At 64.0% G+C, this 14,124-nt stretch carries 11 protein-coding genes; 6 read left to right on the forward strand and 5 right to left on the reverse strand.

Going from position 1 to position 14,124, the window contains the following annotated elements; all coding sequences use genetic code 11:
• Position 1: 1 nt before the first annotated feature.
• Entirely contained in the window at positions 2–3,472 is a 3,471-nt protein-coding gene (locus tag ACZ9C1_RS07860) for a response regulator (protein ID WP_476253842.1), read from the reverse strand.
• A gap of 254 nt (positions 3,473–3,726) precedes the next feature.
• Between ACZ9C1_RS07860 and ACZ9C1_RS07865 the strand changes: the two genes are divergently transcribed.
• Positions 3,727–4,086: a response regulator gene (locus ACZ9C1_RS07865; protein ID WP_102682382.1), complete on the forward strand. Its 360-nt coding sequence runs from the start codon at positions 3,727–3,729 to the stop codon at positions 4,084–4,086.
• A 190-nt stretch (positions 4,087–4,276) separates the two neighbouring features.
• A complete protein-coding gene (locus tag ACZ9C1_RS07870; RefSeq protein ID WP_102682381.1) occupies positions 4,277–4,564 on the forward strand; it encodes a hypothetical protein in 288 nt (95 codons plus the stop codon).
• A gap of 2 nt (positions 4,565–4,566) precedes the next feature.
• On the opposite strand, the gene ACZ9C1_RS07875 is transcribed toward ACZ9C1_RS07870, so the two are convergent.
• The 3 genes from ACZ9C1_RS07875 to ACZ9C1_RS07885 all read right to left on the reverse strand — a co-directional run bounded on the left by ACZ9C1_RS07875 (position 4,567) and on the right by ACZ9C1_RS07885 (position 6,626).
• Complete coding sequence (locus ACZ9C1_RS07875; RefSeq protein ID WP_277504652.1) at positions 4,567–4,827, reverse strand: DUF1652 domain-containing protein; 261 nt, start codon at positions 4,825–4,827, stop codon at positions 4,567–4,569.
• Positions 4,828–5,035: 208 nt separating this feature from the next.
• The gene (locus ACZ9C1_RS07880) at positions 5,036–5,941 is read right to left on the reverse strand and encodes a LysR family transcriptional regulator (RefSeq protein ID WP_046855246.1); all 906 of its coding nucleotides are present in this window, start codon (positions 5,939–5,941) and stop codon (positions 5,036–5,038) included.
• Between the two features lie 142 nt (positions 5,942–6,083).
• Complete coding sequence (locus ACZ9C1_RS07885) at positions 6,084–6,626, reverse strand: RrF2 family transcriptional regulator (RefSeq protein WP_476253843.1); 543 nt, start codon at positions 6,624–6,626, stop codon at positions 6,084–6,086.
• Positions 6,627–6,894: 268 nt separating this feature from the next.
• Between ACZ9C1_RS07885 and ACZ9C1_RS07890 the strand changes: the two genes are divergently transcribed.
• From ACZ9C1_RS07890 to ACZ9C1_RS07900, 3 genes are all read left to right on the forward strand, one after another.
• Positions 6,895–8,097, forward strand: coding sequence for an NAD(P)/FAD-dependent oxidoreductase (locus tag ACZ9C1_RS07890; protein WP_277504656.1), 1,203 nt, complete (start codon positions 6,895–6,897; stop codon positions 8,095–8,097).
• 291 nt (positions 8,098–8,388) lie between these two features.
• Positions 8,389–9,972, forward strand: a complete 1,584-nt coding sequence (locus tag ACZ9C1_RS07895) for a methyl-accepting chemotaxis protein (RefSeq protein ID WP_431197030.1) — start codon at positions 8,389–8,391, stop codon at positions 9,970–9,972.
• A gap of 215 nt (positions 9,973–10,187) precedes the next feature.
• Positions 10,188–11,795, forward strand: a complete 1,608-nt coding sequence (locus ACZ9C1_RS07900) for a methyl-accepting chemotaxis protein (RefSeq protein ID WP_431197031.1) — start codon at positions 10,188–10,190, stop codon at positions 11,793–11,795.
• 87 nt (positions 11,796–11,882) lie between these two features.
• Here the strand turns inward: ACZ9C1_RS07900 and ACZ9C1_RS07905 are convergent, their stop codons facing one another.
• On the reverse strand, positions 11,883–13,286 hold the full coding sequence (locus ACZ9C1_RS07905; RefSeq protein ID WP_277504662.1) for a purine-cytosine permease family protein: 1,404 nt from the start codon (positions 13,284–13,286) through the stop codon (positions 11,883–11,885).
• Between the two features lie 317 nt (positions 13,287–13,603).
• Here ACZ9C1_RS07905 and ACZ9C1_RS07910 point away from each other — a divergent pair, with 317 nt between their 5' ends.
• A complete protein-coding gene (locus tag ACZ9C1_RS07910; protein WP_023630914.1) occupies positions 13,604–14,089 on the forward strand; it encodes a flavin reductase family protein in 486 nt (161 codons plus the stop codon).
• Positions 14,090–14,124: the final 35 nt, after the last annotated feature.

The following is a 14,124-nucleotide window of genomic DNA, read 5'->3' on the forward strand; positions in this document are numbered from 1 at the left end:
TTCAGATTCGCTCCAATTGCGGCAGCCAGACCCGGATCAGCGAGAACAGGCGGTCCAGCTCGATCGGTTTGGCCAGGTAGTCGTTGGCCCCAGCCTGCAGGCAACGCTGCTGGTCGTCCTTCATCGCCTTGGCGGTCACGGCGATGATCGGCAGCTTGCGCCAGCGCGGTTGCTGGCGGATCAGCCGGGTCGCCTCGTAGCCGTCCATTTCCGGCATCATCACGTCCATCAGCACCAGGTCGATGTCGTCATTGGCTTCCAGACATTCTATGGCCTCACGCCCGTTGCGCCCGATCTCGACGATGGCGCCCTTGTGTTCCAGGGCGCTGGTCAGGGCGAAGATATTGCGCACGTCATCGTCCACCAGCAGGATCTTGCGCCCCTCGAACACCTTGTCGCGGCTGCGGGCGGTCTTGAGCATGCGCTGGCGTTCGTTGGACAGCTGCGACTCGACCTTGTGCAGGAACAGCGTCACCTCGTCGAGCAAGCGCTCGGGCGAACGCGCGCCCTTGATGATGATCGAGCGCGAATACTTGAGCAGGTCGGCCTCCTCCTCGCGGGTGAGGTTGCGCCCGGTGTAGACGATCACCGGCGGGAAGCTGCGGATGTCCTCGGCAGTCATGCGCTTGAGCAGCTCATTGCCGAGCATGTCGGGCAGCTTGAGGTCGATGATCATGCAGTCGTAGATGTTCTCGCGCAGCAGCGCCAGGGCGTCCTGGGCCATGGCTACGGCAGTGATCTGGATATCGTCGTCGCCGATCAGGCGGGCGATGCTCTCGCGCTGCAGGTCGTCGTCCTCCACCAGCAGGATATGCTTGAGCTTCTGCGTGAGCTTGGCCTCCAGACGACCGAACACTGCCTTGAGTTCCTCGCGGCTGGTGGGCTTGACCGCGTAGCCCACCGCGCCCATGTGCATGGCAGCCTCGACGCGGTCCTCGACCGAAATGATATGCACCGGAATGTGCCGGGTACTGGCCTGCTCCTTCAGGCGCTGCAGCACGGTGAGCCCGGAATGGTCAGGCAGGCGCATGTCCAGCAGGATAGCGTCGGGCAAGTATTGGGCGGCCAGCTCGAAGCCCTCGTCGGCGGCATGGGCAACCAGGCAGCTGTAACCCAGCTCGTGGGCCAGGTCGAAGAGAATGCGGGCGAAATTCGGCTCGTCCTCGATCACCAGGATGCAGCGGTTGCCGAACGGCGCCCGCTCGCGGTCATCGGCAAAGGCCGGGGTCGGACGCTCGCTGCGCACGGGTGTCGGCACTGGCGGTGGCGGCGGCAGTTCGTCGACCGCCGGGCGAAGGCTGTGCACCTCGACCTGCTGCGCGGAGGGCTCGAAGTGCTCGGGCAGGATCAGGCTGAACACGCTGCCCTGCCCCGGGCTGCTGTCGACATTGATCTGTCCGCCAAGCAGGTGGGCCAGGTCACGGGAGATGGACAAGCCCAGGCCCGTGCCGCCATAGCGCCGGTTGCTGGTGCCATCGACCTGGTGGAAGGCGCCGAAGATCGCCTGCTGTTGGTCGGCGGCAATGCCGATGCCGGTGTCGCGCACCGCGAAGACGATGCCCAGGCCCGTCTGGTGGCTGATGCGCAGGCTGACCTGGCCGCGCTCGGTGAACTTGATGGCGTTGGACAGCAGGTTCTTGAGAATCTGTTCCAGGCGCTGACGGTCGGTGAACAGGGACGCCGGCAACGGCTGCTCCAGCTGCACGGCGAAGGACAGGCCCTTGTCCTGCGCCAACGGCCGGAACATGCCCTGCAGGCCTTCGACCAGGCGCTCCAGCGGGGTGCTTTCGGCGCGCACTTCCAGCTTGCCGGCCTCGACCTTGGCGATGTCGAGAATATCGTTGATCAGGTTGAGCAAGTCGTTGCCAGCCGAATAGATCGACTCGGCGAATTTCACCTGCTCCTCGCTGAGATTGCCTTCGGCGTTCTCGGCCAGCAGCTTGGCCAGGATCAGCGAGCTGTTGAGCGGCGTGCGCAGTTCATGGGACATGTTGGCAAGGAACTCGGACTTGTACTTGCTCGAGCGCTGCAGGTCGTCGGCGCGGGCCTGCAACTCGACCTGGGCCTGGTTCAGCTCGCTGTTCTTGCGGTCCAGGGCCTCGGTGCGCTCGGCCAGTTGCTCATTGGTCTGCTCAAGTTCGGCCTGCTGGGTCTCCAGGTGGGCCTGGGATTCCTTGAGCACCCGCGACTGCTCCTCGAGCTCCTCGTTGGCGGTCTTGAGCTCCTCCTGCTGCACCTGCAGTTCTTCGTTGAGCTGCTGGGTCTCGGCCAGCACTTCCTGCAGGCGCTGGCGATAGCGGGCGCTTTCGATGGAGATGCCCAGGTTTTCGGCGACTCGCTGCAGCAATTCCACGTCGCGCTCTTGCAGTGGACGCAGGAATCCCAGCTCCAGCACGCCGTTGACCCGCCCATCGTCCTGCGACGGCACCACCACGCCGCTGCGCGGCAAGCCACGGCCCAGACCCGAGCTCAGGCGATAGTAGTCCTCCGGCAGTTCGTCCAGGCGCAACAGCCGCGCCTGGGCAACCGCCTCGCCCAGCAGGCCGGCATGATCGCCCACGCGCGGTTCGCTGCCCTGCTGTTCGGCATCCAGGCCATAGGCGGCGACCCGCACCAGTTGGCCATGTTCATCGCGCACATACAGCGCACCGACCACACTGCCCAGGTAACCGGCGAAAAAGCGCAGGATATTGTCGCCGAGCATTGGCAGCGTCAGTTGACCCAGCACCTGCTCGGCCAGCTGGGTCTGCCCGGCGCGCAGCCAGGCCTGTTGTTCCAGGCGCTCGGCGGCGCGTTGCTGGGCTTCCAGGTTCTCGACATAGCTCGATGACAAGGCCAGCAGGTCACGCCGCCCCAGGTAGGCGAGCAACGCGCTCAGGGCCACGATGAACAGCACGAACGCCGAGATCGCGGTCATGGTGACCGTGCTGACCGTCTCGTTGCGCGTCGTGCGCAGTTGCTGCTCGGTGTTGATGAAGGTCTCGAACTCCTTGCGGATCTCGTCGGTGAGGCGCTTGCCGCGGCCACGGCCAATCGACGACACCACATCACCCTGCTGGCTGCGCCGCTGGCTGATGACTTCGTTGCCGAAGGTGTTCCACTCGCGCTGCAGCGCCGCAATGCGGTCGATGCGGTCGACTTGCTGAGGGTTGTCAGCCACCATTGCCCGCAGGCTGTCCAGGCTGCCGAAGATGCGTGGCTTTGCCACTTCATAGGGGTCAAGGAAACGCTCTTCGCCTGTCAGCAGATAGCCGCGCATGCCGGTTTCCATGTCGATCGACAGCTTGATCGTCTCGTTGGCATTGCCGATCACCCGATCGGTGTGCTCGACCCACTGCATGGCCGAAAGCAGGTAGTAGATCACCGCGACAAAGGCCACGGCGCCCAGTAGCCCCACTCCCAGGGGCAGGCCGACGTTGCGGCTCAGCAGTTTGCGAAAACTGCGTTGGTCCATCGAGGCTGCTTGAATCATGTGAAAGTGCCCGAGCGAAATAAATCCATTGAACAGACCGGCGTCTACATCGTGTAAGGGTTGCCCTGCGCCAGACCGACCGCGAATACAGCGAGTCTAACCAGCTTTCGCGGAACTGGCAGGGCATTTAGCCAGTATTTGAAGCCTGTCTATGGCAATCGTTCCATCTATTTGTCCATGCCGTTAAGCTTGGGAACTTCTGCCATGGCCCTGCGCACAGAGTAGAGACAATCCATCGAAACAGGATCCACACAATGCACCTTCTGGTAGTCGAAGACGACGACATCGTTCGCATGCTGATAGTCGAAGTGCTCGACGAACTGGGCTATGCCGCCATTGAGGCCGACAGCGCTGCCGCGGCCCTGAAGATCATCGAGGATCCCACGCAACCGCTGGCGCTGTTGATGACCGACGTGGGGTTGCCCGACCTGCGCGGCGAGGAACTGGCGGCCAAGGCCCGGGAAAGCCGGCCGGCATTGCCGGTGCTGTTTGCCAGTGGCTACGCCGAGAGCTTCAACGTGCCCCCGGGCATGCACCTGATCGGCAAGCCGTTCAGCATCGACCAGTTGCGCGACAAAGTGCTGGAGATTCTCGGCGCACCGTTAATCCGCTGAAGGGGCCAGGCTAGCCCGCCAGGCACCGACGCCATTGTGTCAGGGGTAGAGTGGCCGCTTTGCGGCCCATCGCCGGCAAGCCGGCGCCCACGGGAACCGTGCAATGCCAGGGCCAACTGAAATAATTTGAACGTCTCGCGCCTTTAGGCTTCAAATCTTCGAGGTATGCCTCTTTCGTCGGAAAGCCACCATGAAGATGCCCTGTCGTGCCCCTTGCGCTTGCCTGGAGCTGGATTTCGTCCGCGATACCCTGTTCGGCCCAGTGGCCCAGCGCGCCATGTGTCAGGTCCAGTTGGCCGCCCTCAGCCTGCAGGGCCGCCCCGCGCTGCGCCTGCATATCGAACCACCGCTACCCGGCAAGGTGGAGAAGGCGCACAGCGTCGCCTTCGCCTGGGAGGGGCGCAATTATCGGGGCGTGGTCCGTGAACACGTCAAATGCGGCGACGGCGGCATCAATCTGCTGCTCGAGCTGCAATGACCTCAGGCAATCGCCTTGCGGGCCCCCGGCGGGGCATCACGTTGTGCCTTGACCCGACTAACAAGGCCCAGCAGGTCATGGCAGGTATTGAGGCTGGCAATCGGCACGCCCGTCACGGTAAGGCACTCGTCCAGGCTCGAGCCCTGGCCCAGACGAATGGTGAGGTGCTGGCCGTCCGGGCAGCTCACCTCGCAGCAGTCGGGCAGGCAGGCCTGTTCGATCATCTGCCGCATCTCAAGCATCGATACGCCAATCAACGACATGGTACGACCCTCTCTTGTACTGGATGGCCTGTTTGGTGTGGTACGCCCGCGACGGGCAGGATGCCAATTGAAATTGCCCATGATGGGACGCAGGTCCATTCGCCCCGACGATGACAACAGCTCAATGCCTCTAGCACCTTAGTGGAAGAAACCACTGACCGGGCAACGTTCGGTCTTCTTCGTCCTACAGGCGACGGGCGGTCAGCACCTACATCCGTGCCAGCTCCTCACGGCAGAATTCCACGAACAGTTGCGCCGGCTTGGTCAGTTGCACACGCTTGAGGTGCGCCGCCGCCAACCCCGACAGCGTCACCGGCTCGGCGATTGCGAGTGTCACCAGTCGCTGCCCGTCGTAGGTGAACTCCGAGTGCGGCCGGGTGACCAGCAGCGAGAAACCGAAGCCCTGCCCCACCATGCCCCGGACCATCTCGATCGACGGCGAACTGAAGACGATATTCGGCGTCAGCCCCAGTTCGTTGAACAGGCTGACGAAGTAGGTGCGGCTGGGCGCCACGTCAAGCAGGATCATCGGCTCGGGACACAGGTCACGCAACGACACCTGGGCCTGGCCGGCGAAGCGGTGCTTTTCCGGCAGCAGCACATAGGGTTTCTGTGGCGGCATCAGCGGCTCGGTCTCGATGGTGCCGTCCAGGTCATGGTCATAGAGAAACGCCAGGTCGAAGGTACCGGCCGTCAGCCCCTGGATCAGGTCCTGTTGCTCGCCGTCGCGCAGGCGGATGTCCACCCCTGGGTAGCGCTCGCGAAAGCCTGCGATCAGCCGCGGCAAATACAGCGGCGCCACGGTCTCGAAGCAGCCGATGTCAATCTGCCCGGCCACCGTGTCGTTATCGGCCAGGGCGTTCTGCTCGAACTCGTGGGCCATCTGCAACAGGGACCGGGTCTTGGCGTAGAAACGCTTGCCGCTGGGCGTCAGTGACACGCCCTGGGCGTGATGGCGTATGAACAACTGCACGCCGAAGCTCTCTTCCAGGCTCTTGATCGCCGTGGAGATCGAAGGCTGGGCGATGTACAACTGGCGCGAGGCCTCGGCGACGCTGCCGGCCTCCACGGTGGTGACGAAGTACTTCAGTTGGCGCAAGGTGTAGGAAGCCACGCTGACCTCTCTGGCGCCGTGGGCGGCGCGCGGGATTTTCCTGTCAGCTTACCTCGCCTTGAGGCGCGCGGGCGGATCACCCAGGCAAGGATTTACCTGGGGGTTGAGCAGCATTTTCCGTGGCGGCCCGGACCATGCAGGGTCAAACCGCCTGTAGCGGAATATCGCCACCACTGACTTTCCCGTCGCGTCGCTCGCTCATCCAGTCATTGACCTTCTGCCCGAACTCGGCCGGCGCCTTGCGCCCGAACCGCCGCGCCAGGTCGAGGATGGTCTGCTGGGCCAGCGCCTCCTCCATGCGTTTCTGCGCCCCCAGCATCACCGCGTGGATCGCACAGGTGCCCTCGGTCGCCCAGCCCGGCGCCGAACCCTCGAACACCGCGCAGCGCTCGCGGATCTCCCGGCAATCGAAGAGCTTCTTCGGCCCATCGATGGCCGTGACGATATCCAGCACGGTGATTTCGTCGGAAGGCCGCGCCAGGTGAAACCCGCCGCGCACGCCTTCGGTCGCGGCCACCAGCCCGGCCCGGGCGAGCTTGGTAAAGACCTTGGCCAGGTACTCCTGGGGCACCCCCTGCAGCTCGGCCAGGTCGCGCACGCTGGACTCGCGGCTGTCGCCACGCTCGTCCACCAGAAACAGCAGGCAGTGGATGCCGTACTCGACGCCTGCACTGTAGAGGGACATATGAATCTCCGACTGACTTTGTCGCAAATAGTACGCCCTTCAGCGCTGGCAAGCAAAGCCGGGCGTAGCCGCCCGTCGTCGCACTGGCCGATCAAGACCCCGCTTTACGCCAGTAAACACAAGGTATCTGCGCGTTTCATGGCGGTTGGCGAACAACCCGATGCGTAAAAAACACTTGCCGGATTAAACTGCGACCAATACAGTCGTAGTTATTCGGCAAGCAGCACATGCTTCGTCGAAGCCCTTTCTTACCTTGCGGAGCACCTTCATGACCTCTCGTATCCTGATCATCGGTGCCGGCTTTGCCGGTGTCTGGAGCGCCCTGAGCGCCGCCCGCCTGCTCGACCAGGCCCAGCGCGGCGACGTGCGCATCAGTGTGCTGGCCCCGCAGCCGCAATTGCGGATTCGCCCACGCTTCTACGAAGCCGACGTGCACAGCTTGCAGGCGCCATTGGAGGCGCTGTTCGACGTGGTGGGCGTGGAGTTCATCCACGGCATCGCCGATACCATCGACAGCGACGCCCGCCAGGTCAGCTATCGCGACACCGACGGCCGCCAGCACCAGCTCGCCTACGATCGCCTGATCCTCGCCGCCGGCAGCCAAGTGGCCCGCCCTGCCGTCCCAGGCCTGGCCGAGCACACCTTCGATGTCGACCAGATCGAGTCGGCCACTCGCCTGGAGCAGCACCTGCACAGTTTGGCCACCCTGCCCGCCTCCCCGGCGCGCAACACCGTGGTGGTGTGCGGCGGTGGCTTCACCGGTATCGAAACGGCCACCGAGCTGCCATCCCGGCTGCGCGCCATCCTCGGCGCAGGCCAGGCCCGCGTGGTGCTGATCGACCGTGGTCCCAGCATCGGCGCCGCACTCGGCGCCGGGATCACCCCGGCCATCGTCAGCGCCAGCGAGCAGGCCGGGGTGCAATGGCTGACGGGCACCTCGGTGGTGGCGGTGGATGCGGGAGGCGTGACCCTGGACAACGGCGAATACATCGCCAGCAAGACCGTGATCTGGACCGTGGGGGTCAAGGCCAGCCCACTGACCGTCCAGATCGCAGGCGAGCGTGACAGCCTGGGCCGCCTGAAAGTCGACGGTCACCTGAAAGTCGTTGGCCAGGACTACATCTACGCCACCGGCGATGTCGCCTGCGCCGCCGTCGATGACAAGGGCAACCACGCGCTGATGACCTGCCAGCACGCCATTCCCATGGGCCGCCATTCTGGCAACAACGCCATGGCCGACCTGCTCGGTGTAGAGCCGGTGATCTATCGCCAGCCCAAGTACGTCACCTGCCTGGACCTGGGAGAATGGGGCGCGGCCTACAGCGAAGGCTGGGAACGCGAACTGCACCTGCAGGGCCAGGACGGCAAGAACCTCAAGCGCCAGATCAACACGGTGTGGATCTACCCCCCGGCAGCGGATCGCGCCCAGGCGCTGGCGGCTGCCGACCCATTGATCCCGATCGTTGCATGATCATAAAAGGGCCGCTCTGCGGCCCTTTTTGCGACGGAATGAATACTAATGGTCAGCAAGTGACGACATACCGGGGGAGCCGAACTTTGATTGAACGACTGGTCAAAAATAGTGGCACTGTGTCATCATTCTGAAAAAACAACATGAACCGTGAGGATATAACCCTTTCGCAGTGCATCGAGAGCCCTACCAGCCGAGCCCGGTCCGTCCGCGCTCTTGACGCCTGCAGCCACCGTCAAGGAGCGTCGCATGCAGTTACGGAACGTTAAGATCGGCATTCGGGCAGCAGGAATGTTCACCCTGCTCGGGATCCTGGTCCTGGCCATGGGCCTGGTCGCCCTCTACGAAACCCGCAGGATGGACAGCGCCACCGACGAAATCCGCATCACCTGGATGCCTGCGGTACTCGCCCTGGGCGAGGTCAGCAGCAACCTGGGCCGGGCCCGTGCCCTCACCTTGCGCAGTGTCCTGGAGGACAGCAGCAGCGCCCGCCACGCCACCCTGGACAAGATCGTCCAGGTCAACCAGCAACTCGAAAGCGATCTCAAGGCCTACGAGCACACCATCATCGAAGCCGACGATCGCGCCCTGTTCGATACCTTCATTGGCCTGAGCGAGCGTTACCACGGCCTGCAGAAAGCCATTCGCAACGCCGCCGGCAACGACCAGCTGGATGAGGCCCGCCGCCTGGTCAACGGCCCGCTGGCCGAATACGCCGATAGCATGATGAAGGCCCTCGCCGAGCTGATCGCCTACAACACCCAGGGCGCCGAGCAGGCCTCGCAGCGCAGCAGCGCGGCGTCCGACGAAGCCTTTACCCTGATCATCACCGCCATCGCCGTGATCCTGCTCGCGCTGGTCGGCATCGCCACCCTGCTCACCCGCAGCATCATCGTCCCACTGGCCGACGCCGTCGCCGTGGCCGAGCGCGTCGCCACCGGCGACCTGACCCGCGAGATAACCGTGCTCGGCCGCGACGAGCCGGCCTTGCTGCTGCGCGCCCTGAGCCGCATGCAGCACAGCCTGCGCGACACCTTGCGGCGGATCGCCGCCTCCTCCGACCAGTTGGCCTCGGCCTCCGAGGAACTGCACACGGTCACCGAGGACACCAGCCGCGGCCTGCACCAGCAAAGTGCCGAGATCGACCAGGCCGCCACCGCGGTCAACCAGATGACCGCCGCCGTCGAAGAAGTGGCCAGCAACGCCGTGAGCACCGCCGATGCCTCCCAGGGCGCCGACCGCACCACCCGCGATGGTCGCGACCAGGTCAACCAGGCGCTCGTGTCGATCCAGCACCTGGTGGATGACGTGACCGGCACCGCCGAAGAAATCGAGCAGTTGGCCAGCCACGCCAACCAGATCAGCCAGGTGCTCGACGTGATCGGCTCGATCGCCGGGCAGACCAACCTGCTGGCCCTCAACGCCGCCATCGAGGCCGCCCGTGCCGGCGAGGCGGGCCGCGGCTTCGCCGTGGTCGCCGACGAAGTGCGCGCCCTGGCCCATCGCACCCAGCAGTCCACGGCGGAAATCGAGCAGATGATCGACGGCATCCAGACCGGCACCGAGCGTGCGGTCAGCGCCATGCACAGCAGCCAGGGCCGCGCCGGCGGCACCCTTGAAGTGGCGCAGTCGGCCGGCCAGGCCCTGGAGCTGATCGCAGAGGCAATCGCCACGATCAACCAGCGCAACCTGGTGATCGCCACGGCCTCTGAGCAGCAGGCCCAGGTGGCGCGGGAAGTGGACCGCAACCTGGTGAACATCCGCGACCTGGCAATGCAGACTTCGGCTGGCGCCAACCAGACCAGCGCGGCGGCCCAGGACCTTTCACGCCTGGCGGTGGAGCTGAATGGGATGGTGGCGCAGTTCAAGGTCTGAGGTGCAAGAACTGCACGCGAGGCACGCGCGCCCCTACAGATCAACTGCAAGGTTGCTGTAGGGACAGGCTTGCCCCGCGATCGCATTCCAACCCTGACGAACAGGAAAAAACGCTATAGCGCGTAGGACCTGGCGACTACCCCCTGCTCCTCCCCCAGCCCATGCTCTTGACGTTTGCATTCACACGTCAAGGAACACCCATGCTGTTGAGAAACATGAAGATCGGCAAACGGGCGACCAGCCTGTTCACCCTGCTGGCGGCCCTGGTCATGGCCATGGGGCTGGTGGCGCTGTACGAGACCCGGCAGATGAACGATGCCACCGACGAAATCCGCGGCAACTGGCTGCCAGCGGTGATTGCCCTCAACGAAATCACCGGCACCCTCGCCCAGGAACGCGCAGCGACGCTGCGTACCGCCCTGGAGCAGGACGGTGACGACAATGCCAGCGGCAACTTGCTGAACAGCATCGAGGACGCGGTGCAGCAGGACCTGAAGGACTATGAAAAGACCATTTTCGACGCCGAGGACCGCAGCCTGTTCAATGCTTTCATCACTGCGCGCCAACAATACACCCAGCAGCAGCAAGAAGTGCTGCGCAACATCAGCGCCGGCTACGTGACAGAAGCCCGGCGCCTGATCAATGGCCCATTGATCCAACGCGCCGACCGCATGATGGAAACCTTGGCGACTTTGGTGGCCTACAACTACAAGGGAGCGCAAGCCGCCTCGCAGCGTAGCGACGCGGTCAGTGATCAAGCGCTCACCGTGATCATCGGTTCGATGGTTCTGATCGTACTGGTATTGATCGCTATCGCCACTCTGTTCACTCGCAGCATCGTGGCGCCGCTGACCGAGGCCGTCATCGTGGCCGAACGTGTCGCCACCGGCGACCTTACCCACGAGATCGTGGTCATTGGCCAGGACGAACCGGCGTTGCTGCTGCACGCCCTGCGCCGCATGCAGCAAAGCCTGCGCGACACTATTGGCAAGATCGCCGCGTCCTCCAACCGCCTGGCCTCGGCCTCGGAGGAGCTGCACAGCGTCACCGAGGACACCAGCCGTGGCTTGCTGCAGCAGAGCACCGAGATCGACCAGGCCGCCACTGCGGTCAACCAGATGACCAGCGCCGTCGAGGAGGTGGCCAGCAACGCCGTGAGCACTGCCGAAGCCTCCCAGGGCGCGGACCAGACCACCCGTGACGGCAGAGACCAAGTCAACCAGGCCCTCGCCTCGATCCAGCACCTGGTCGATGACGTCACTGGCACCGCCGCAGAGATCGAACAGCTGGCCAACAGCGCCAACGACATTACCCGCGTACTGGATGTGATCGGCGCCATCGCCGGCCAGACCAACCTGCTGGCGCTCAATGCCGCCATCGAGGCCGCCCGCGCCGGCGAGGCAGGCCGTGGCTTTGCCGTGGTCGCCGACGAAGTGCGCGCCCTGGCCCACCGTACCCAGCAGTCCACCGCGGAGATCGAGCAGATGATCGGCGGCATCCAGATCGGCACCGAACGAGCGGTCAGCGCCATGCACAGCAGTCAGGGCCGCGCCAGCGGCACCTTGGAGGTGGCGCAGTCGGCCGGTCAGGCTCTGGAGGTCATCTCGCGGACCATCACCTCGATCAACCAGCGTAACCTGGTGATCGCCAGCGCCACCGAGGAGCAGGCGCAGGTGGCCCGGGAAGTGGACCGCAACCTGGTGAATATCCGCGAGCTGGCAATGCAGACGACCACCGGGGCCAACCAGACCAGCGCATCGGCCCAGGACCTGTCGCAGCTGGCGCTGGAGCTCAATGGGCTGGTCGCGCAGTTCAAGCTCTGAACGGCCTGACGAACATCGCGGGGCACACCCGCTCCTGCAAGGGTTGCGCAGGATCTGGCATGCCCCGCGATGAGTTTGGCGCGGACCTCAGGATTTGACGCCGACCACCCGCTGCGCCTTTTCCGGCTGAGCCCGCGTCGCCAGGCAGTAATACAGCGGCACTGTCACCAACAGCCCGAACAGCCACGACAGGTCGGCCCCCTCGACGATGTTCGAGTACGGCCCAACATACAGCGACGTATTGGCGAACGGCAGCTGCACCAGGATGCCGCAGGCATAGGCGATGATCGCGTGGTGATTGAAACGCCCGTAGATGCCGCCGTCGGCGCGGAAGATCGAGGCGATGTCGTATGCGCCGCGCTTGATTAGGTAGAAATCCACCAGGTTGATCGACGCCCACGGCACCAGCACCAGCAACAGCGCCAGGATCAGCCCGATGAACTGGCCGATGAAGTCCACCGAGGCGTTCAACGCCACCAGACCGCAGCCCACCAGGATCACCCCCGCCAGCAGCACCCGCAGCTTGATGCTCGGCGTCCAGTGGGCGGCGAAGGTCTGGATCGCAGTGACGATCGACAACACCGCACCGTAGAGGTTGAGGGCGTTGTGGCTGATGATGTTGAGCAGGAACAGCACCATCAGCACCGGGCCCAGCCAACCGGTGGCCTGCTTGACCGCCACCATGGCATCGGTGCCTTCCGGCACGCACAGCACCGCCACCGCACCGAAGCTGAAGCACAGGATGGTACCCAGCGTGGCCCCGAGGTAGGTGGCCCAGAACGGTTTGGCGATGCCGACTTCACGGGGCAGGTAGCGCGAGTAGTCCGAGGTATAGGGCGAGAAGCTGATTTGCCAGATGATGCCCAGCGACACCGTGGCGACGAAGCCGGACAGGTTGAACGCGCCACGGCTGAAGAAGTCGCCCGGCAGCTCCTGGGCGAACATCATGATGAAACCCGCCAGCAACGCCGAGCCCATCACCCAGGTGCCGACGCGGTTCAGCGTATGGATGAAGCGGTAGCCGATCACCCCGATGGCGGTGGCGCTCAGGGCGCCGATGACGATGGCGCCGGGCATCGGCACGCCAGGGGCGATGCCGTGGATCGACTTGCCGGCCAGGACGATGTTGGAAATGAAGAAACCGACGTAGATCAATGCGGTGAAGAACACGATCAGCAGCGCACCATAGCGCCCGAACTGGCCGCGGCTCTGCACCATCTGCGGAATGCCCAGTTGTGGCCCCTGCGCCGAGGCCAGGGCGATCACCACCCCGCCCAGCAGGTGCCCCAGCACGATGGCCAGCAGCCCCCACAGCAAGTTCAGGTGGAACACCTGGACCACCATGGCCCCGGTGACGATCGGCAGCGGCGCGATGTTGGTGCTGAACCACAGGGTGAAAAGGTCGCGCGCCTTCCCATGGCGCTCGGACGGTGGCACGTAATCGACCGTGTGTTGCTCGACGAGATGGTGTTGCGACGACGGTTGGGACATAGGATTCAGCTCGAAAGGTCGTTTTTATCGTTGTATGGAAACCGCTCGGGGCGGCCTCTCAGCTGAAGACCATATTATGGTATTCCAAGAGTTTGACAACACTGCGCCGCTCATTTTCACCACAACTGATCCGCTCCATACACTGACTTGCAGCCCGAAGGTTTACACCAAGACCCGTGATTACGGGGGCTTGCGCCGTTTATCGCGAACTCCAGCGCACGGAAAATTCCTCTTGCAATATAGGTATTACGGTATACCATCAGACACATCAACGATAAAAACCGCGGACCACCGCAGCCTTTTCAGAGGTACACGAGATGATCGACGCAACCGTCTACAAGCACGTCCTGGGCTCCTTCCCCTCCGGCGTGACCGTCATCACCACCCTGGACGACGACGGCTCGATCGTCGGCCTCACCGCCAGCGCCTTCTCCTCCCTGTCAATGGACCCGCCACTGGTGCTGTTCTGCCCCAACTACAGCTCCGACTCCTACCCTGTACTGATGAAGAACAAGCGCTTCGCCATTCACCTGCTCTCCGGTGAACAGCAGGCCGAGGCGTATGCGTTCGCGAAAAAAGGCAAGGACAAGGCCGTCGGCATCGAGTGGACCCTGAGCGAACTGGGCAACCCGATCCTGGCTGGCGCCACCGCCGTGATCGAATGCGAACTGTGGCGTGAATACGAAGGCGGCGACCACGCCATCATGGTCGGCAAGGTACACAACCTGATCGTCCCGCAGGAGGCGCCCCGCCCGATGGTCTATTGCCGCGGCAAGATGGCCAGCCTGCCGGCCTTCGCCTGAGACTCTGACGACTGATTCCACTTAGAGCGCCTGCC

The organism is Pseudomonas sp. TE21435, assembly GCF_056279265.1.

Coding starts and splice junctions, on each gene's coding strand:
- ACZ9C1_RS07860 (WP_476253842.1), bottom strand. CDS start 3,472: ATGATTCAAGCAGCCTCGATGGACCAACGCAGTTTTCGCAAACTGCTG.
- ACZ9C1_RS07865 (WP_102682382.1), top strand. CDS start 3,727: ATGCACCTTCTGGTAGTCGAAGACGACGACATCGTTCGCATGCTGATA.
- ACZ9C1_RS07870 (WP_102682381.1), top strand. CDS start 4,277: ATGAAGATGCCCTGTCGTGCCCCTTGCGCTTGCCTGGAGCTGGATTTC.
- ACZ9C1_RS07875 (WP_277504652.1), bottom strand. CDS start 4,827: ATGTCGTTGATTGGCGTATCGATGCTTGAGATGCGGCAGATGATCGAA.
- ACZ9C1_RS07885 (WP_476253843.1), bottom strand. CDS start 6,626: ATGTCCCTCTACAGTGCAGGCGTCGAGTACGGCATCCACTGCCTGCTG.
- ACZ9C1_RS07890 (WP_277504656.1), top strand. CDS start 6,895: ATGACCTCTCGTATCCTGATCATCGGTGCCGGCTTTGCCGGTGTCTGG.
- ACZ9C1_RS07895 (WP_431197030.1), top strand. CDS start 8,389: ATGTTCACCCTGCTCGGGATCCTGGTCCTGGCCATGGGCCTGGTCGCC.
- ACZ9C1_RS07900 (WP_431197031.1), top strand. CDS start 10,188: ATGAAGATCGGCAAACGGGCGACCAGCCTGTTCACCCTGCTGGCGGCC.
- ACZ9C1_RS07905 (WP_277504662.1), bottom strand. CDS start 13,286: ATGTCCCAACCGTCGTCGCAACACCATCTCGTCGAGCAACACACGGTC.
- ACZ9C1_RS07910 (WP_023630914.1), top strand. CDS start 13,604: ATGATCGACGCAACCGTCTACAAGCACGTCCTGGGCTCCTTCCCCTCC.